The 16,720-nt window shown below is 69.6% G+C and carries 16 protein-coding genes; 12 read left to right on the forward strand and 4 right to left on the reverse strand.

Going from position 1 to position 16,720, the window contains the following annotated elements; all coding sequences use genetic code 11:
• The first annotated feature begins 49 nt into the window (after positions 1-49).
• The 9 genes from U5N23_RS11785 (at position 50) to U5N23_RS11825 (ending at position 8,655) form a co-directional block, all read left to right on the forward strand.
• The gene (locus U5N23_RS11785; RefSeq protein WP_322592998.1) at positions 50-793 is read left to right on the forward strand and encodes a sugar phosphate isomerase/epimerase family protein; all 744 of its coding nucleotides are present in this window, start codon (positions 50-52) and stop codon (positions 791-793) included.
• Complete coding sequence (locus tag U5N23_RS11790) at positions 790-1,743, forward strand: sugar kinase (RefSeq protein ID WP_322592999.1); 954 nt, start codon at positions 790-792, stop codon at positions 1,741-1,743. Before U5N23_RS11785 ends, U5N23_RS11790 begins: the two co-directional genes overlap by 4 nt.
• Complete coding sequence (locus U5N23_RS11795) at positions 1,740-2,726, forward strand: D-glycerate dehydrogenase (protein WP_322593000.1); 987 nt, start codon at positions 1,740-1,742, stop codon at positions 2,724-2,726. Before U5N23_RS11790 ends, U5N23_RS11795 begins: the two co-directional genes overlap by 4 nt.
• Positions 2,723-3,826 carry a LacI family DNA-binding transcriptional regulator gene (locus U5N23_RS11800; RefSeq protein ID WP_322593001.1) on the forward strand — a complete coding sequence of 368 codons (1,104 nt, stop codon included), beginning with the start codon at positions 2,723-2,725 and terminating at the stop codon, positions 3,824-3,826. The genes U5N23_RS11795 and U5N23_RS11800 overlap by 4 nt, the downstream gene beginning before the upstream one ends.
• A gap of 111 nt (positions 3,827-3,937) precedes the next feature.
• Positions 3,938-4,687, forward strand: a complete 750-nt coding sequence (locus U5N23_RS11805; protein WP_322593002.1) for an HAD-IA family hydrolase — start codon at positions 3,938-3,940, stop codon at positions 4,685-4,687.
• Between the two features lie 84 nt (positions 4,688-4,771).
• Positions 4,772-5,611, forward strand: coding sequence for a DUF2189 domain-containing protein (locus U5N23_RS11810; RefSeq protein WP_322593003.1), 840 nt, complete (start codon positions 4,772-4,774; stop codon positions 5,609-5,611).
• On the forward strand, positions 5,608-5,820 hold the full coding sequence (locus tag U5N23_RS11815; protein ID WP_057200989.1) for a DUF2788 domain-containing protein: 213 nt from the start codon (positions 5,608-5,610) through the stop codon (positions 5,818-5,820). Before U5N23_RS11810 ends, U5N23_RS11815 begins: the two co-directional genes overlap by 4 nt.
• A 60-nt stretch (positions 5,821-5,880) precedes the next feature.
• Positions 5,881-7,392 (forward strand): M14 family metallopeptidase, encoded by a 1,512-nt coding sequence (locus U5N23_RS11820; RefSeq protein WP_322593004.1) that lies wholly within the window; start codon positions 5,881-5,883, stop codon positions 7,390-7,392.
• Between the two features lie 81 nt (positions 7,393-7,473).
• Positions 7,474-8,655: an ATP-binding protein gene (locus U5N23_RS11825; protein WP_322593005.1), complete on the forward strand. Its 1,182-nt coding sequence runs from the start codon at positions 7,474-7,476 to the stop codon at positions 8,653-8,655.
• 171 nt (positions 8,656-8,826) lie between these two features.
• On the opposite strand, the gene U5N23_RS11830 is transcribed toward U5N23_RS11825, so the two are convergent.
• Both U5N23_RS11830 and U5N23_RS11835 read right to left on the reverse strand, forming a co-directional pair.
• On the reverse strand, positions 8,827-9,540 hold the full coding sequence (locus tag U5N23_RS11830) for a DUF899 family protein (RefSeq protein WP_322593006.1): 714 nt from the start codon (positions 9,538-9,540) through the stop codon (positions 8,827-8,829).
• 132 nt (positions 9,541-9,672) lie between these two features.
• The gene (locus U5N23_RS11835) at positions 9,673-10,212 is read right to left on the reverse strand and encodes a hypothetical protein (RefSeq protein ID WP_322593007.1); all 540 of its coding nucleotides are present in this window, start codon (positions 10,210-10,212) and stop codon (positions 9,673-9,675) included.
• Between the two features lie 353 nt (positions 10,213-10,565).
• Here U5N23_RS11835 and U5N23_RS11840 point away from each other — a divergent pair, with 353 nt between their 5' ends.
• The 3 genes from U5N23_RS11840 (at position 10,566) to U5N23_RS11850 (ending at position 13,449) form a co-directional block, all read left to right on the forward strand.
• On the forward strand, positions 10,566-10,883 hold the full coding sequence (locus U5N23_RS11840) for a hypothetical protein (RefSeq protein WP_322593008.1): 318 nt from the start codon (positions 10,566-10,568) through the stop codon (positions 10,881-10,883).
• A gap of 83 nt (positions 10,884-10,966) precedes the next feature.
• Complete coding sequence (locus U5N23_RS11845; RefSeq protein ID WP_322593009.1) at positions 10,967-12,472, forward strand: serine protease; 1,506 nt, start codon at positions 10,967-10,969, stop codon at positions 12,470-12,472.
• On the forward strand, positions 12,469-13,449 hold the full coding sequence (locus U5N23_RS11850) for an FHA domain-containing protein (RefSeq protein WP_322593010.1): 981 nt from the start codon (positions 12,469-12,471) through the stop codon (positions 13,447-13,449). Before U5N23_RS11845 ends, U5N23_RS11850 begins: the two co-directional genes overlap by 4 nt.
• A 105-nt stretch (positions 13,450-13,554) precedes the next feature.
• On the opposite strand, the gene U5N23_RS11855 is transcribed toward U5N23_RS11850, so the two are convergent.
• Both U5N23_RS11855 and U5N23_RS11860 read right to left on the reverse strand, forming a co-directional pair.
• Positions 13,555-14,601: a Bug family tripartite tricarboxylate transporter substrate binding protein gene (locus tag U5N23_RS11855; RefSeq protein ID WP_322593011.1), complete on the reverse strand. Its 1,047-nt coding sequence runs from the start codon at positions 14,599-14,601 to the stop codon at positions 13,555-13,557.
• Positions 14,598-16,046, reverse strand: coding sequence for a sensor histidine kinase (locus U5N23_RS11860; protein WP_322593012.1), 1,449 nt, complete (start codon positions 16,044-16,046; stop codon positions 14,598-14,600). Before U5N23_RS11860 ends, U5N23_RS11855 begins: the two co-directional genes overlap by 4 nt.
• Between the last annotated feature and the right edge of the window lie 674 nt (positions 16,047-16,720).

A 16,720-nucleotide genomic window follows, 5' to 3' on the forward strand; every position in this document is an offset into this window, starting at 1 on the left:
CGCGCCGCAGCGCCCTGGGCGCGCGGGCATGACAAATGAAATGCAGCCAATGAAGGTACTTATTTCCCTCTCTTCCTTCGGCGCGGCCGAAGTGGGGCGCCACGGTCAGCTGTGGTGTACCGAACTGGCCCGCGAGGCCGGTGCCGACGGCGTCGAGGTGCGCGGCGAAATGCTGCGCGACGCCGCGGCCGAGTTGCCTGCCCTGGCGGGCCGGGCGGCCGTGTTTTCCAGTCCCGAGGGGCTGTGGGCGATGGACGGTGCGCTGGACGAAGCCGCGCTGGCCCGTGGCATGGCGGCCGCGCGCAACCTGGGCGCGCCGCGCCTGAAGATGGCCATCGGCGGCTTCGGCACGGGCTCGCACGGCTCACTGCTGCGCCTCAAGGACCTGCTGGCACAGGCGCCGGCCGAACTCGTAATCGAGAACGACCAGACCGCCACGGCCGGCACGCTGGCGGCCATGGAGGCCTTCTTCGTGGCGCAGGAGCGCGCGGGGCTGGATCTGGGCATGACCTTCGACATGGGCAACTGGCACTGGCAGGGCGAGTGCCCGCTGCAGGCCGCGCAGGCCCTGGCCCACCGCGTGCGCTATGTGCACTGCAAGGGCGTGCAGCGCCTGCCCGGCAAATGGGTGGCAGTGCCGCTGGCCGACTCCATCGCGCCCTGGCGCGCCATCCTGCGGGCGCTGCCCGCGGACGTGCCGCACGCCATCGAATACCCGCTGATCGGCGACGACCTGGTAGCGGTGACGCGCGAGCAACTGGCCGTGATCCGCGATGCACGGAGGCAGGCATGAGTGCAGAAACTGCTTTCGATGTGGCGCTGTTCGGCGAGGCCATGCTGCTGCTGGTGGCCAACGAGCCCGGGCCGCTGGAACATGCCACGGGCTTCCACAAGCGCACGGCGGGGGCCGAGACGAATGTGGCCATCGGCCTGGCGCGCCTGGGCCTGAAGGTGGGCTGGGCCAGCCGCCTGGGCACCGATTCCATGGGCCGCTCGCTGCTGGCCACCATGCAGGCCGAGGGCATCGACTGCTCGCACGTGACCTGTGATGCCACGCAGCGCACGGGCTTCCAGTTCAAGGAGCGCGTGACCGATGGCCGCGACCCGAAGGTCGAATACCACCGCAAGGGATCCGCCGCCAGCCAGATGGGCCCGGCCGATGTGGACGAACCCTGGCTGCGCAGTGCGCGCCACCTGCATGCAACGGGCGTGTTCGCGGCGATCTCTGCAACCAGCCTGCAGGCCGCACAGCGCACGCTGCAGGTGATGCGCGCCGCGGGCCGCACGATCTCGTTCGACCCCAACCTGCGGCCCACGCTGTGGTCCTCGCCCGAGGTCATGCGGCACCAGATCAACGAGCTCTCGCGCTCTGCCGACTGGGTGCTGCCGGGCATGGAGGAGGGTGTGTTCCTCACGGGCGAGACCACCCCCGAGGGCGTGGCGCGCTTTTACCGCGCACGCGGGGCCAAGCTGGTGGTCGTCAAGCTCGGCGCGCAGGGCGCGTACTTCGACAGCGACGTGGCGGGCACCGGCCAAGTGGCCGGCTTTCCCGTGGCCGAGGTGGTGGACACCGTGGGTGCGGGCGACGGCTTTGCCGTGGGTGTCATCAGCGCCCTGCTGGCCGGCCTCAGCGTGCCCGATGCAGTGCGCCGCGGCGCCTGGATCGGCGCCCGGGCGGTGCAGGTGCTGGGCGATACCGAAGGGCTGCCCACGCGCCAGGAACTGGAGCAGGCCGGCCTATGAGCCGCAAGAACGTGCTGGTGTTCCGCGACTTGCCGCCGGACCAGTTGGCCTGCCTGCAGACAGTGCATGAGGTGACCGTGGCCGACCCGCGCCAGCCAGCGCAGCGCGCCGCGTTCGACGCCGCGCTGGCCGAGGCCCATGGCCTGATTGGCGCGAGCTTTCCCATCAGCGCCGAGCTGCTGGCGCGTGCGCCGCAGCTGCAGGCCATCTCCAGCATCTCGGTGGGGGTGGACAACTACCCGCTGCAGGCTCTGCAATCGCGCGGCATCGTGCTGTGCCACACGCCGGGCGTGCTCGACGAGACCGTGGCCGATGCGGTGTTTGCGCTGCTCATGGCCACCTGCCGCCGGGTGGTGGAGCTGTCGCAGATGGTGCGCGAGGGCCGTTGGGACCGCAGCATCGGCGAAGACCTGTTCGGCCACGACGTGCATGGCAGGACGCTGGGCCTGCTGGGCTTTGGCCGCATTGGCCAGGCCGTGGCGCGCCGGGCCGCCCTGGGTTTTGGCATGCCGGTGCTGTACCACGCGCGCCGCCCGGTGGACCTGGCGCTGCAGGCGCCCGCGCTGCTGGGCCGGGCCGAGCATGTGCCCCTGGCCGACCTGCTGGCGCGCGCGGACATCGTGGTGGCCCTGCTGCCGCTGTCGGACAGCACGCGCGGCTTGGTCGATGCGCGGGCCTTTGCGTCCATGAAACCGGGCGCCATCTTCATCAACGGCGGGCGCGGCGCCACAGTGGTCGAGGACGACCTGCTGGCCGCCCTGGACCACGGCACGCTGCGCGCAGCGGGGCTCGACGTGTTTGCCACCGAGCCGCTGCCGCTGGCCTCGCCGCTGCGCACCCACCCGCGCGTGACGCCGCTGCCGCACATCGGGTCGGCCACGCATGGCACGCGCCATGCCATGGCCCGGCTGGCGACGACGAACCTGCTGCAGGCGCTGGCCGGCGAGACACCCGCTGCGGTGTACCGGACAATCGGCGCATGAGCACCAAGCCGCGCGCACCCACCGCCAAGGCGCCTGCCGCCGCCCCTGCCGATGCGGCTGGCCGTGACCGGCCCACCATTGCCGATGTGGCGGCTGCGGCCGGCGTGTCCAAGGCCACCGTGTCGCGCTTCTTCAACCACCGCGAGCGCCTGCTCAGCCCCGACATTGCGGCCCGGGTCGAGGCTGCCATCGCCCAGCTCGGCTATGTGCCCAGCCCCATGGCCCAGGCGCTCAGCCACGGGCGCTCGCGCCTGATCGGCCTGGTGGTGGCCGACATCACGAACCCCTTCTCGGTGGCCGTGCTGCGCGGGGCCGAGGAGGCGTGCCAGGAGGCCGGCTACCTGGTGATGCTGTTCAACCTGGGCAATGACCGCCAGCGCGAGCGCAGCGCCATCGACGCGCTGGCGAGCTACCAGGTGGATGGATTCATCCTCAACACCCAGGGGCAGGACGAAGGCCATGCCGAGCTGAGCTCTTTGCACGGCCGGCCCGCCGTGCTGGTGGACCGCCGGCATGCGGGCCTGGAGGCCGACTTCGTATCGCTGGACAACCCCGGCGCCATGCGCGCTGCCTGCGCGCACCTGATCGATGGGGGCTGGAGCGAGCTGCTGTACGTCACCCAGCCCCTGGCGGGCGTGAGCTCGCGCCTGGAGCGGGCGGCCGCGTTTTCTCAGTGCATCCGCGAGCGCGGGGGCGGCGTGCAGGGCGCGGTGCTGGAATTGGTCGATGCGTCGGACGAGGTGCTGGATGCCGCCCTGCGGGCGCTTCGGCAAAGAGCCGGGGGCAGGGCGCGTGGTGCTGTCGTGGCGGGCAATTCCGTGGTCACGTTGCGGGTGGCGGCCGCCATGGTGCGGCTGGGCTGGGCCTTTGGCCGCGATATCGGTTTTGCCGGCTTCGACGACCCCGAATGGGCACCCTTGATCGGGCCGGGATTGACCACGGTGGCCCAGCCCACCCATGACATCGGCCGCTGCGCGGCGCAATGCCTCATCGAGCGCATGCGGGGGCTGCAGGCGCCCGCCCGGGAGCGCCTGCTGCCCGGCAGGCTGGTGGTGCGGGGATCGTCCGTGGCCGCGGTGCGCGGGGCTGGCGATCGGTAAGGTTTTGGCCTGCTGCGCGGCGCCGCTTGCCGGATGCTGCGTTATCCTTCGCGGCGGCCGGCCTGGCCGCAGTCCGGGCTTTCGGGCCGTGAATCTTTTGGGTGGTTTGCCATGCCTGCTCTTTCCTTGGACATTTCCCGCATCCGCGCCATCAGCATCGACTTGGACGACACGCTGTGGCCCATCTGGCCCACCATCGAGCGCGCAGAAGCCGTGCTGCTGCAGTGGCTCACCGACCACGCACCCGCCACGGCCGCGCTGTTTTCCGACACGCAGGCGCTGCGTGCCATCCGCAACCAGATGGTGACGCTGCGGCCCGACCTGCTGCACGACCTGAGCGCCCTGCGCCGCGAGTCCATCCGCCTGGCGCTCACCCAGGCCGGCGATGAGCCCACCCTGGCCGAGCCCGCGTTCGACCTGTTCTTTGCCGAGCGCCAGCGCGTGGAGCTGTTCGCCGACGCGCACGACACGCTGGCCTTTCTGGCCGCGCGCTACCCCGTGGTGGCCTTGTCCAACGGCAATGCCGACGTGCACCGCATCGGCATCGGCCACTATTTCAAGGCCAGCATCAGCGCCACCGCCTTCGGCATCGCCAAGCCCGATGCGCGCATCTTCCACGCCGCCGCCAGTGCCGCGCAGGTACAGCCGCACGAGGTGCTGCACGTGGGCGACGATGCCGCGCTGGACGTGCAGGGGGCGCTGGCGGCCGGTATGCAGGCCATCTGGCTCAACACGCCGAACCACCCCTGGGCGCACGACCAGCATGGCGAGCCGCCGCATGCCACGGTGGCCAGCCTCGCGGCCATCCGCGAGTTGCTCGCTGCAATCCCCGTGCTGCTGGCGGAGCCACCCCAGCGCTGAGGCGCGCCTGCCGCCACTTGGCGCGGCATTTTCTTGTCGCAGATCAAGACGCGCCTTGCGGCTGCACGCGAGACTCGGGCCACCATGCGCCCAAAGCCCCGTCCGTACCTGCCGCCCGTGCGCACCATCGGGCCCATGCAGCCGCTGGCCTGGTTGGCACTGGCCTGGCGCGACATGGTGCGCACCGGCTGGCTCAGCTTTGCGCACGGCCTGGCGGTGGCGCTGTTCGGCGGGGCTCTGCTGGCCGTGGCGCACCACCGCTTCTGGCTGCTGGCCGGGGCGCTGTCGGGGTTTCTGGTGGTGGCACCGGTGCTGGCCACCAGCCTGTATGCGCTGAGCCGGGCGCTGGAGCGTGGCGAGCCCGCCAACCTGGCCCTGGTGCGCTGCACCTGGCTCGACTGGCAGCGCAGCCACCCCGCCAGATGGGGTGGCCACGGCTACTGGTGCCTGGTGCAGTTCGGCCTGCTGCTGGCGCTGGCGGCCACCGGCTGGGTCGTCACCTCGGCGGCGCTGATCACGCTGCTGGCGCCGGTGCCCATCCTCACGCCGCTCGACTTCATGCACCATGTGGTGCTGGCGCCCGACAGCCGCCTGTTCGCACTGTGGCTGGCGCTGGGCAGCCTGCTGGCGGCGCCCATCTTTGCCTCCAGCGTGGTGGCCATGCCGCTGCTGCTGGACCGGCGCGCCACGCTGCGCCAGGCTGTGCTCACGGGCTGGCAGGCGGTGCTGGCCAACCCCTTGCCCATGGCCCTGTGGGCGGCGCTGATCCTGGGTTTCACCTTGCTCGGCCTGGCATCGCTGCTGCTGGGGCTGATCGCCGTGCTGCCCATGCTGGGTCACGCCAGCTGGCATGCCTACCGTGACCTGGTGGATGCCTCGGGCCTGCCGGAGCGCGATGCTGCCGACACGATGGAGCAGCCATGATCTTCGGCTTCACCGAGGCGCAGATCTCGGGCTTCTTCCTCACCTACGGCATAGGCGCCTTCATCGCCTACATGCTGTTCATCATCGGCCAGCTGGCATGGGAGTCCAAGGCCGGGCGCTTCGGCACCTTCGTGCTGTTCCTGGGGCTGGGCGTGGGCTTCATCGGTTTCATCGCCAAGGTCTTGATCCAGTGGTGGCTGGAGCGGTGAGACCGTTTGCGACACAGTGGTGATGGTGCGCTTGGCGCAACTGGCTCTAACATCCGGGCCATGTCTTCATCCACGACCACCCCATTGCTCACCCGCGCCGAAACCAGCGGCTACACCGAGACCTCCACCCATGCCGATGTGATGGCCTACGTCCAGGGCTTGGCGGCCCTGGGCGACAAGCGCCTGCACATCACCGACTTCGGCAGCTCGCCCGAGGGGCGGCAACTGCCGCTGCTGGTGCTGTCGGCCCAGGGTCACCACACGCCAGAGGCCGCGCAGGCCAGCGGCCTGCCCGTGGTGCTGATCATCTGCGGCATCCATGCCGGCGAGGTGGAGGGCAAGGAGGGCGTGCTCATGCTGGTGCGCAACCTGCTGCGCGGCGACCATGGCGACGAGTTGCTCGCGCGCACCGTGCTGGTGGTGGTGCCGCTGTTCAACCCCGATGGCAATGACCGCATGAGCGCCGACCACCGGCCGCTGGACATCGCCCACCTGCGCGGGCAGGACGGCCCGGCCCTGGTGGGCACGCGCACCAACGCCGCGGGCGTGAACCTCAACCGCGACTACATGCGCCAGCAGGCCCCCGAAATGCGCCTGCTGCAGCAGCGCGTGTGCCAGCCGTGGAACCCGCACCTCACGCTGGATTGCCATGCCACCAACGGCTCCATCCACCGCTTTGCGCTGACCTACGACATCCCCCATACGGAGCACACGGGCCGCGCCGAGCCCGTGGCCTATATGCGCGATCGCATGATGCCCGCCGTGCAGGCCGCAGTGAAGCGCACCGAGGGCCTGGACACCTTCTGGTACGGCAACTTCGTGCGCGACGAGGGCGGCCAGGGCCAGGGCTGGATCACCTACACCCACCACCCGCGATTTGGCTGCAACTACCGCGGCCTGACCAACCGGCTCGACGTGCTGCTGGAGGCCTACTCGTACATCAGCTACCAGGAGCGCGTGGAGGTGACCTACGCCGTGCTGCGCGAGGCATTGGTCTATGCCGCCGCCAACGGCCAGGAGATCGTCGACCTGCTCGCTGCCTGCGCGGAGCCACCCGAGCAGGTCGCCATCCGCTATGCGCTCGAAGCCGTGCCCGATACCACCGTGGAAGTGCTCACGCGCGAGCCCTATACCCTGACAGGCGCCCCCATCAGCGTGCAGGTGCCGCACTACGCCCACTTCGTGCCCACCGCCACCGTGCAGCGTCCCTGGGCCTACGCGATGCCGCAGGCCGTGGCCGACTGGCTGCAGGGCCATGGCCTGCAGACCGCGCCCGTGGCGGCCGGTACCGTACTGGAGGTGGAAGTGCCCGTGATGCAGCAGCCTGTGGCCGAGCCCGGCCCCGCCATCCTCGAAGCCCAGGCCAGCACCCACTGGCAGGCGACCCACCAGCGCACGCAGCGCGCCCTGCCCGAAGGCTGGTGCGTGGTGCCCACCGGCCAGCGCTACGGCGCCATCGCGGTGGTGGCCTGCGAGGCCGAGAGCGACGATGGCGTGGTGGCCAATGGCATCGTGGCGGAACCGGTAGCAGGGGAAGAGCTGCCGGTGTGGCGGGTGTTGCTGGCCGTGTGATGGCGCGCCCATGCCCAGTTGTCCGGTTTGGGTCTATTTAGTCATTTGTGCTAATTATCAGTTTTGACTAAAATACGCTAAATGGACCTTTTCCACCGCCCCGCACTGGCCGAACAGATGGCCAAACAGCTGCTGGAGCCTGGCCTGCTCGACCAGGGGCTGCGCTCGGGCCTGTTCCTGTCGGGCCTGCGGCGCACCGGCAAGACGACCTTTCTGCGCCAGGACCTGATCCCCGCGCTGGAGGCCAAGGGCGCCATCGTCATCTATGTCGACCTGTGGGCCGACACCAAGGCCGACCCGGCCACCCTGGTGCACGCGGCCATCCGCCGTGCGCTGGCCGACCTGCAGGCGCCGGGCTCGGGCGTGCTGGGCCGCCTGGCGCGGCTCAAGGGCGTGGACGTGGGCGCGGCGGGCTTCAAGTTCGGCTTTCAGCTCAATGAGGTGGGGGCCAAGGGCGGGGTCACGCTGGCACAGGCGCTCACCGAAGTGATCGAACTGGCCCGCACCGACCTGGTCCTGATCGTGGACGAAGTGCAGCAGGCCCTGGCCGGCGACGATGGCGCGCAGATGCTGCTGGCCATCAAGGCCGCGCGCGATGCCATCAACCCGCGGCCGGACACCCCGGGGCATTTCCTCTTCATCGGCACCGGCTCGCACCGCGCCCAGGTGGTGGGCATGACGCTGCAGGGCAAGCACGCCTTTGCCGGCGCCACCTCGGTCGAATACCCCACGCTCGATGGTGACTACGTGGCCTATGTGCTGCAGGGCATTGCGCAGGAGGGCGCTCCCGTGCTGCCCAGCCTGCCCGTGGCGACTGCCGCCTTCAACCTGCTGGGCCGCCGGCCCGAAGAGCTGATCCGGGCATTGCGCCAATTGCAGCGCGAGGACCCCGCCGAGGCCGACCGCCTGCTGCCGGTGATCGCCTCCACCCTCAAGGGCGCGGCGGCCGATGTGGAACTGCGCAAGCTCGAAGACCTGGGTGTGCTGGCCGGCGCCATCTTCGACCGCGTGGCGCGCGTGGAGGGCGATGCGACCGGCCTCTTCACTGCCGACGCCCTGGCCGACTATGCGGCCACCGTGGGCCGCGAGGTCACGGCGGATCAGGTGCAGCGCGTGTCGGAAGAACTGCGCGACGCCAACCTCATCGTGCGCAAGGGCCATGGCACCTATGCGGTGACGGACCCGTTCGTGCAGCAGGCGTGGCGTGAGCGCAAGATGCTGGCGGGGCCCGCTGCACCGCAGCGATCTGCCGACGCCGGGTAGAGACGCGGCTCAGAGGCTGGGAATTTTTTGGCCGTGTCCGAGGGGCGCGTCACAACGCTCTGGATCTAGGCGCAAAGCACAGCCATAGCTCGGGCTATGGCGAGCATTTGCAACGACGAGCCGGGGTGTTTTGGCGTGCAAGGCGGGCATGGACGAAAGATTCTCAGCCTCTCAGTACTGCAGCTTCGGATACCAGGCCGCAGGCCGCCCCCCGGGCGTCAGGTCCAGCACCGACCACAGCGCCGCAATGTCCGGCGCATCGCGCGGGTCCTGGCCCGGGTCGGCCATCTCCTGGGTCATCTCGCTGGCCCAGAACAGGCGCACCTGGTCGCCGTCGCGCTGGAAGACCACCAGCGCCGGGTACTCGCTGCCATCGTCCATCAGGATGCCCAGGTCGTTGGCGTAGTCGTCGCCCACGGTCTGCACGAAATTGAGGTCGCGCCAGCCGCGCTCCTGCGCGAAGGCGTACTGGCGTTCCACGGGCGAGCGGCCCAGGATCTTGAGGGCCACGCGCTGCTTGATGTCGGCGGCATTGCCCTCCACCGAGCCGAGCCAGTTGGTACACATGGGGCAGGGGCGCTGGCGCTGCGGGCCGTACATCCAGAAATACGTCACCAGCGTGTCCTTGTCGCCGAACAGGTCGATGAGCCCGGCATCGAAGCCCTGCTCGTCCTTGAAGCGGTAGTCCTTGGTGATCACCGGGCCCGGAGGCAGGGCCTGGCGTTGCGCAACCAGGCGGGTCATGTGGCGGCGGAACTCGATTTCCTCGGCCAGCAGGGCCTGGCGCGCGGCCTCGTATTCGGGGGATGCGCCGGGGAAAGGGGTCTTGGCTTGTTCGGCCAGCTGGGCAGCGGGCGTGAGTTCCGGGTCACCATTTGTCGCCATGGTCGCTCTCCTCGGGCTGCTGTGGACGGACAGGCGCTCGACTGTGCCTGCATGCCGGCCCGCTGCGGGTAGGATAAATGCCCGTCCTGCATGCCTTGCGACGGGTCATGGGCCGGTATTGCCGCCAGGCGGCTACTCGCCCGCTCCGGCTACTGAAATCGTCTGCAGGCTCTTCCTCAGCTCTTTCTCCACCGACGGAAACTCGCTCTTGGTGGAATTGAAATTGAAGACCAGCATCTTGCCCCGGTGGGGGGTGACCATCATGATGTTGTAGATGTCGGTGTCGATGGCGCGCGAAGTCATCTCGAAGTAGATCCACTGCTGGCCCTGCATGTCCAGAAGCTTCTTTTCCTTCCACTCGATGCCGGGAATGATGCGGTCGAACAGGGTTTCGAACGAGGCCTTGGCCTGGGGCAGCTTGTCCTTGGGCAGGCCCTGGGGCTTGAGGTCGAAGGCGATGGTGGTGGTGCGCCGGGCGTTGCCCACCACGAAGTTGGGCGCGCGGTTGGACGGGTACTTGTTGCCGATCTCTTCCGCGGTGAGCTGGGTGAAGCCCTCGGGCGCGTTGAAGGACACGCCCGCATCGGGAATGGTGAACATGGCCGCGCTGGCGGCCGTGGCAGTGAGTGCCGAGGCCGCAGCCAGGCACAGGGTGGCGATCCAGGATGTCATGGTGGTCGGGCACATCACGAGCGATCCAGCCGGGGCCTGTTGCAGGCCCTGGCCTCCCTTCGCCGTTGAGCCGGTTTTTGTGGAGACGCCAGTATCCACACGGATGGGGGCTCTGGCGCGCGGTTGCAGACTTTTACTATTTGGTAAGTGTGCGGTACTTCACACAAATGGGTGATTGCATCGGCCGTTCTGTCAACCAATAGGCCAGAACTGGCAATCGGCTAACGCGGTCAAGTGTGCAGCGCCAGGTCCTGCCCCGATGCCGCCGGGCAGGGCGCGCCTGGTATCTGCGGCTGAAGCGCGGCATTCCGGGTTGCAGGTGGGAGGTACGCTTTTTGAGATACAAACACCCCATGTCCCAGAGTCCGTCCCAGCCGCCCATCTTCAAACCCACCTTCTTCCACGTGCCGCCCGGCCCTTTGGCGGGCCCCTTGCAGTTGTTGCCCGTCAATGCCGCCGTGGTGGCCGTGCACACGGCCACTGGCGCCCATGTGGGCTCGCTCAAAAAGGTGGGCGGGACCTGGAAGTTCAAGGCCATGGGCTACGACGCTGCCGGAGGCATGGAACCGGGCCACGGCCCGCTGACGGACCAGCACAACATGCAGTTCGACGCGCCCGATGCCGCCGAGGTGAGCGCCAGGTTGCTGGGGGCACTGGGGCGCACCTTGTAAGGGCGATGTCCGCCCGGATGGGCCGCAACCCTGAACTGCCCGTACCGCGTGGGTGCGGTGCAGAGCGTTCATAGAATACCGCGATGCCTTTCCTTTTGACCTGGCCGCTGCGGCTTGCCGCTGTACCCCTTCTTGTGCTGGCCTGTGCGGTGGCCCGCGCCCAGAATGCACCCCACCCTGCGACTGCCCCCACGGCCGTGGCTGCGACTGCCACCGCGCCCGCCATTCGCGCCACAGGCGCGGCATCGCCTGCGCCGCCGGCATCCAAGGCGATGCCGCCCGCGGCAGCGGGTGTCGAGCCGGTGGACAGCAGTGCGGCCGTATCGGCGACAGCGGCGGCGGCCGGTGCCGCTGCGGTGCCCGCTGCACCCCTGTCCCGCGATGCCCGGCGCATCTATGAGCTGTCGCGCGACAAGCTGGTGCAGATCCGCACGCTGCTGCGCAATGCCGACACCCAGGCGTCGATCGGCTCAGGCTTCTTTGTCTCTGCGGACGGCCTGATCGTCACCAACTTCCATGTGGCCAGCCAGTTGGCGCTGGAGCCCGAGCGTTACCGCGGCGTGTACGTCACGATGGAGGGGCAGGAGGGGGAGGTCGAGCTGCTGGTGTTCGACGTGCAGCGCGACCTGGCGGTGCTGCGCGCCAAGGCCCGCACCGCAGCGGCGCCGGTGCTGAGCTTTCGGCCCGCCGCAGAGGCTCTGGCACAGGGCGAGCGCATCTACTCGCTGGGCAACCCGCTGGATATCGGCTTTGCAGTCACAGAGGGCACCTACAACGGGCTGGTGCGGCGCAGCTTCTATCCGCGGATTTTCTTTGGTGGCACGCTCAACCCCGGCATGAGCGGCGGCCCCTCGGTGGACGATTCGGGGCGGGTGCTGGGCGTCAACGTGGCCAAGCGGCTCGATGGCGAGCAGGTCAGCTTCCTGATCCCCGCCGAGTTTGCCCAGGTGCTGGTGCAGCGCGCGGCCAGTGCAGAGCCCATCACGCAGCCCGCGTACGCGGAGATGACAAGGCAACTGACAGGGCACCAGCAGGTGCTGACCGAGCGGTTTCTGAAAGCCCCCTTTCGTGAGCAACGCCACGGCAACTACCGGGTGCCGGTGCCCGATGACGCGCTGGCGCGGTGCTGGGGAGCGGGGCGCGACCCGAACTTTCCGGGTTTGAACCTGGAGCGGACGCAGTGCCAGGCCGACAGCGATGTCGTGGCCGGCGACTACAGCACCGGCACCGTGCGCCTGGCCTATGAGGCCTACAACGCCCCCACCTTGGGCGCGGCGCGGTTTGCCCGGGTGTTCTCGCAAAGCTTTGCCAACGAGCGCTTCCAGACGCGTGGCAACCGCCACCAGACAGCCGTTGAATGCAGCGAGCGTTTCGTGGACTCCGGCAGCCTGCCGCTGCGGGCGGTGGTCTGCATGTCGGCCTACCGCAAGCTGCCCGGCCTGTACAACATGACCGTGCTGACAGCCTCGGTCAACCAGCCCACGCAAGGCATCCTGGGCCGCCTGGATGTGCAAGGCATCGCTTTCGACAACGGCATGAAGCTGGCCAACCGCTACCTCAAGGCGTTTCGCTGGGAGGCCGCACCATGATGCCCACCCTCGGCCTCATCGAAGCCTTTGACCGCCACGGCGCACTGCTGGCACGCGCCGCCATCACCCGCTGGCCCGTGACGGTGGGCCGGGGCCTGGACTGTGACCTGGTGCTCGATGATCCGTTCGTCGCGCCTGCGCACCTGCGCATCGACCGCCTGGAAGATGCCCCGCGCGCGGTACAGGTGGAGGTCCTGCACACCCGCAATGGCGCACGCCTGCAGCGCAAGCACTACGCCCGGGGCGAGCGCTTCGACTGGCCGGGTGGCACTCCCATCGACCTGGGCCACACCCACGTCACGCTGCGCCTGGCCGATGCCCCCATCGCCGACGAACAGGCGCTGCCCCAGTTTCCGTGGAGCACGGTGGCCACCACGGCTGCGCTCATGGTGCTGGTGCTGGCTGCGGCATTGGGGTCCGCGTGGCTGGAGGCCCGGGACGCGTCGCAGTATCTGAAGTCTGTTCCTGGCACGGTGCTTGGCCTGCTGGCCAGCCTGGGCGTCTGGTCGGGCGCATGGGCGGTGGCCAGCAAGGTGTTCGGCGGCCAGCTTCGGTTCTGGCGCCATGTGCGCATCGCCTGCACTGCCGCCCTGGCGGTGGATGCGGTGCACCTGGTGGCGAACTTTGCGGCGTTCACCTTCTCGTTGGAATCTTTTTCGCGGTTTGCCAATGTGCTGGTGGCGCTGGTGCTGGCAGGGGCGGTGTATGCCCACCTGTCAACGGTGCTGCCGCGCCGCCGCGTGGGTCTGGCCTGGACGCTGGCTGCGCTGGTGGCATTGGGATTGCCGTCGTGGCTGGGTGCGCAGTGGCTGAACAACATGCGCCTGTCGAACCGGCTGTACATGAGCAGCCTGTTCCCGCCAGGCCTGCGCGTGGCCCCCGCCGTGCCCGTAGACCAGTTCCTGAAAGACACCGAGTCGCTGCGTGGCAAGCTGGATCGCCGGCTGCGTGATGACGGTCAGGCGCAGGACGAATAAGAGCGGGTAAAAAAGAATTCAGCGAAGCGGTTCTGGCCAGGCTGCGTTGCAGGCAGTACGGGTGGGACGACAAGACGCCGCCAGCCCTGTCAACGGAACAACGGATCAACGGGGCCAGGTGCGCAGCCCCAGGTCCTGCGCCATGCGCCGGTAGTCCTGCAGGCTGCGCTGCACGAAGTTGTCCAGCGCCGCGCCGGTGAGCGCAAAGGGGTACAGGCCGTAGCGGCTGCACAGGGCGGTGTAGCCCGGTGCGGCCAGGGCCTGCTCGAAGGCGTTGGTCCATGCGCGCACGGCGGCGTCGGGGGTGCTGGCGGCCATGTACAGGCCGCGCACGGTGGGCCAGGTGAGGTCGATGCCCTGCTCGCGCGCGGTGGGCAGGCCGGCGAGCTGGCCCTGCAGGCGCTGCGGCGCCAGCACGGCCAGGATGCGCAGCGGCAGGCCCTGGGCCGCTGCCTGCATGGCTTCGGCCGCGTCGCCGGTGAAGATATCGAGGTGCCCGCCGCGCAGCGCCTTGAGCGCCTCGCCCCCACCCTCGAAGGCGACGAAGCGCATCTTCTTGTGGTCCTGCCCCGCCGCGCGCACCAGTTGCGCGGCCTTGATCCAGTCCTGGCTACCGATGGTTCCGCCCGCACCGAAGACCACGCGCGCCGAGTCGCGCTGCAGCGCCGCCGTCACCTGCGCCAGGCTTTGGTAGCGCGCATCGCGGTGCACGGCGATCACGCCGTAGTCGGTGCCCAGGGTGGCGATGAAGCGCACGGCGCCCACCGGGTGCGGGCCGAAGCGGCCCTGCGCGATGTTGAGCAGTGAGCCGCTGGAGAACGCCACCAGCGTGCCCGGCCCGCCCAGGCGCCCCGTGGCCACCTGGTCGAAGGCCACGGCGCCGATGCCGCCCGGCAGAAAGCGCGTGGGCAGCGGCGCGCGGCCCGGGCGCACGGCCTGGATGGCATCGGCCGCCAGCCCGCAGGTGAGCCCGAAGCCGCCGCCGGGCTTGGACGGGGCCACGCACTCGCCGGGCTCGGTGCTGGCATCGGAGGCCTGCGCGGTGGTGTGCGCGCCGGGGGCCATGCCGCCGAGCAGGGTTGCCAGCACATGGCGGCGCGAGGGTGCGCGGGCGTGCAGGGCGTTGGCAGGGGAGGGCTTGGAGATCGTCATGGCTTGGGCCACCAGAGTATCGCCAGCAGGCCCGGCCCGCTGGGCCGTGCTTCCAGCCGCAGCGCACCGCGGTGCCGCTCGGCGATGGAGCGCGCGATGGCCAGGCCCAGGCCCGAGCCCCCGGCCGCCGCCTGCGAGCCGCGCCGGTAGCGCTGGCCCAGCGCAGCCCGCTCCTCGGGCGCCATGCCGGGGCCGTTGTCTTCCACGTTCACGCTCCAGCCCAGCGCATCGCCCGCGGCCGACAGCGTGATGGTGCCGTGCGCGGGCGTGTAGGCAATGGCATTGGCGGCCAGGTTGGTGAGGGCCTCGCGCAGCAGGCCGCTGTCGGCCACGGCCATGAACTCCGGGGTGGGTGTGTGGATGCCGAAGTCGATCTGCTTGGCGCGTGCCGGGGGCAGCAGCTCCAGCGCCACGGTGCGCAGCAGTGCTGCCAGGTCGAAGGGCGCGAACTCGACGGCGGCCGTGTCGCTGCGGCCCAGCGCCAGCAGCTGCTGCGTGCTGCGCGTGGCACGCGCGATCTCGCCGCCGATGGCGGCCAGGGCGTCCTGCACCTGGGCGGGGTCGGGTTCGCGGCGTGCGTAGTCGATCTGCATCTGCAGCGTGGTCAGGTGCGTGCGCAGTTGGTGCGAGGCATCGTCCAGGAACTGCCGCTGCTGCGCCACCAGCGCCTGGGTACGCGCCATCTGCCCGTTGACCGCGGCCACCAGGGGGCGGATGTCGGCGGGCAGGTCGGTGTCGGCAATCGGCGTCATGTCGTCGGGGCTGCGCTCCTGCACGCCGCGCGCCAGGCGCGACAGCGGGCGCAGCGCCAGGGCCAGCGTGGCCGCGGCCCCCAGCACCATGAGGGCCAGCACCAGGCCATCGCGCAGCGCGGCGCGCTGCACGAAGCGGCGCGTGAATTCCTGGCGCGACTGCGTGCTTTCGGCCACCTGCACGAGCACAATGCCGGGTTGCCCGTCGGCCGTGGCCGGTACGGCAGTGTCGCTGGCATCGACCTTGCGCCGGTAGGCGGCCAGCCGCACCGATTCACCGAAGTACGTGGCGTCGTAGAAGCGCGGTACGCCGGGCTCCAGCGGGCCCGGGGGCAGGGGCAGGTCGGCGTTGCCCAGCTCCACCAGGCCGTCGGACGAGGCCACGCGGAAGTACACGTGGCCGCTGGCGGTGAGCTCGAAGAATTCGAGCATGGTGTAGGGGAGTTCTGCCGAGAGGCCGCCTGACGCTGTGGAGATGTTGGCGTCGATGGACTTGAGGGCGCCCAGCAATGATCGGTCGTAGGCGGCGTTGGCGGCTTCGAGGGCGTCGTGTCTGGTCATCCACAGCTCCACGCAGGTGACCAATGCGAGGACGGGGAGGAGGAGGAGGGCCAGGAGGCGCCAGAGGCTGGTGCGGCGCAGTCTGGCCCAGGGGCTGCTTGGGCCGGTGCCGGGCTGTGCTGTTTGAGCCATCTCAGTTGTCCTCTTGCGGATGGGCGGACGGCTCTGTTCGTGGGTGCCCTGTGCCTTTGCAAGGGGCGGGAGCCGGGATGTGCGCCCGGCGGCGCAGTAACTTTCTCTTGCGTCGCCAAGAGAAAGTCACCAAAGAGAAGGCGACCCCCAGTCTGCGTCCCCCGTTCGCCCTGTCGGGCGAACGGGGGCAGCCTGCGATGCTCGGATCTGGGGTGGGCGTCGCTGAACTCGCTGCGTTCTTCGAACTCCGCTCAGACAGCAGCGACGAGCTAGACCACGAAGTGCGTGTGTCCTTCGGCACACGCACCCACCCCAGCTCCTGCGCTTCTCGGCGCAGCCAGCAGGGGTGGGGAGCGGGGTCAAAGACGGCTGCTGCTGCGCAGCTGCGCCTGGGGGCGGTTACGCGCTGCGCGCTGCCGACGGGCGGCGTAGCCGCCCTGGTGAGCCGAGCGCAGCGAAGGACCACAGGCCGAGCGAAGCAATGGCCCGTAGGGAGCCCGCTCCCACCCCCTTCTGACCGTGCCGAGAAGCGCAGGGCCTGGGGTGAGCGCGTGCCGAAGGACACGCGCATCGTTGTCTGGCTCGCCGAAGCTGTTTGACCGGAGCTGCCTCGCAGAGGCAGCGCAGGGAGTTCTTCGGCGCCGCCCCAGGACCGAGCATCGCAGGCTGCCCCC

The sequence above is a fragment of the Acidovorax sp. genome (assembly GCF_034519795.1).
GTDB lineage: Bacteria > Pseudomonadota > Gammaproteobacteria > Burkholderiales > Burkholderiaceae_C > Acidovorax.

Coding starts and splice junctions, on each gene's coding strand:
- U5N23_RS11830 (WP_322593006.1), bottom strand. CDS start 9,540: ATGGCGACAAATGGTGACCCGGAACTCACGCCCGCTGCCCAGCTGGCC.
- U5N23_RS11845 (WP_322593009.1), top strand. CDS start 10,967: ATGCCTTTCCTTTTGACCTGGCCGCTGCGGCTTGCCGCTGTACCCCTT.
- U5N23_RS11795 (WP_322593000.1), top strand. CDS start 1,740: ATGAGCCGCAAGAACGTGCTGGTGTTCCGCGACTTGCCGCCGGACCAG.
- U5N23_RS11840 (WP_322593008.1), top strand. CDS start 10,566: ATGTCCCAGAGTCCGTCCCAGCCGCCCATCTTCAAACCCACCTTCTTC.
- U5N23_RS11810 (WP_322593003.1), top strand. CDS start 4,772: ATGCGCCCAAAGCCCCGTCCGTACCTGCCGCCCGTGCGCACCATCGGG.
- U5N23_RS11800 (WP_322593001.1), top strand. CDS start 2,723: ATGAGCACCAAGCCGCGCGCACCCACCGCCAAGGCGCCTGCCGCCGCC.
- U5N23_RS11815 (WP_057200989.1), top strand. CDS start 5,608: ATGATCTTCGGCTTCACCGAGGCGCAGATCTCGGGCTTCTTCCTCACC.
- U5N23_RS11805 (WP_322593002.1), top strand. CDS start 3,938: ATGCCTGCTCTTTCCTTGGACATTTCCCGCATCCGCGCCATCAGCATC.
- U5N23_RS11825 (WP_322593005.1), top strand. CDS start 7,474: ATGGACCTTTTCCACCGCCCCGCACTGGCCGAACAGATGGCCAAACAG.
- U5N23_RS11855 (WP_322593011.1), bottom strand. CDS start 14,601: ATGACGATCTCCAAGCCCTCCCCTGCCAACGCCCTGCACGCCCGCGCA.
- U5N23_RS11835 (WP_322593007.1), bottom strand. CDS start 10,212: ATGACATCCTGGATCGCCACCCTGTGCCTGGCTGCGGCCTCGGCACTC.
- U5N23_RS11860 (WP_322593012.1), bottom strand. CDS start 16,046: ATGGCTCAAACAGCACAGCCCGGCACCGGCCCAAGCAGCCCCTGGGCC.
- U5N23_RS11785 (WP_322592998.1), top strand. CDS start 50: ATGAAGGTACTTATTTCCCTCTCTTCCTTCGGCGCGGCCGAAGTGGGG.
- U5N23_RS11790 (WP_322592999.1), top strand. CDS start 790: ATGAGTGCAGAAACTGCTTTCGATGTGGCGCTGTTCGGCGAGGCCATG.
- U5N23_RS11820 (WP_322593004.1), top strand. CDS start 5,881: ATGTCTTCATCCACGACCACCCCATTGCTCACCCGCGCCGAAACCAGC.
- U5N23_RS11850 (WP_322593010.1), top strand. CDS start 12,469: ATGATGCCCACCCTCGGCCTCATCGAAGCCTTTGACCGCCACGGCGCA.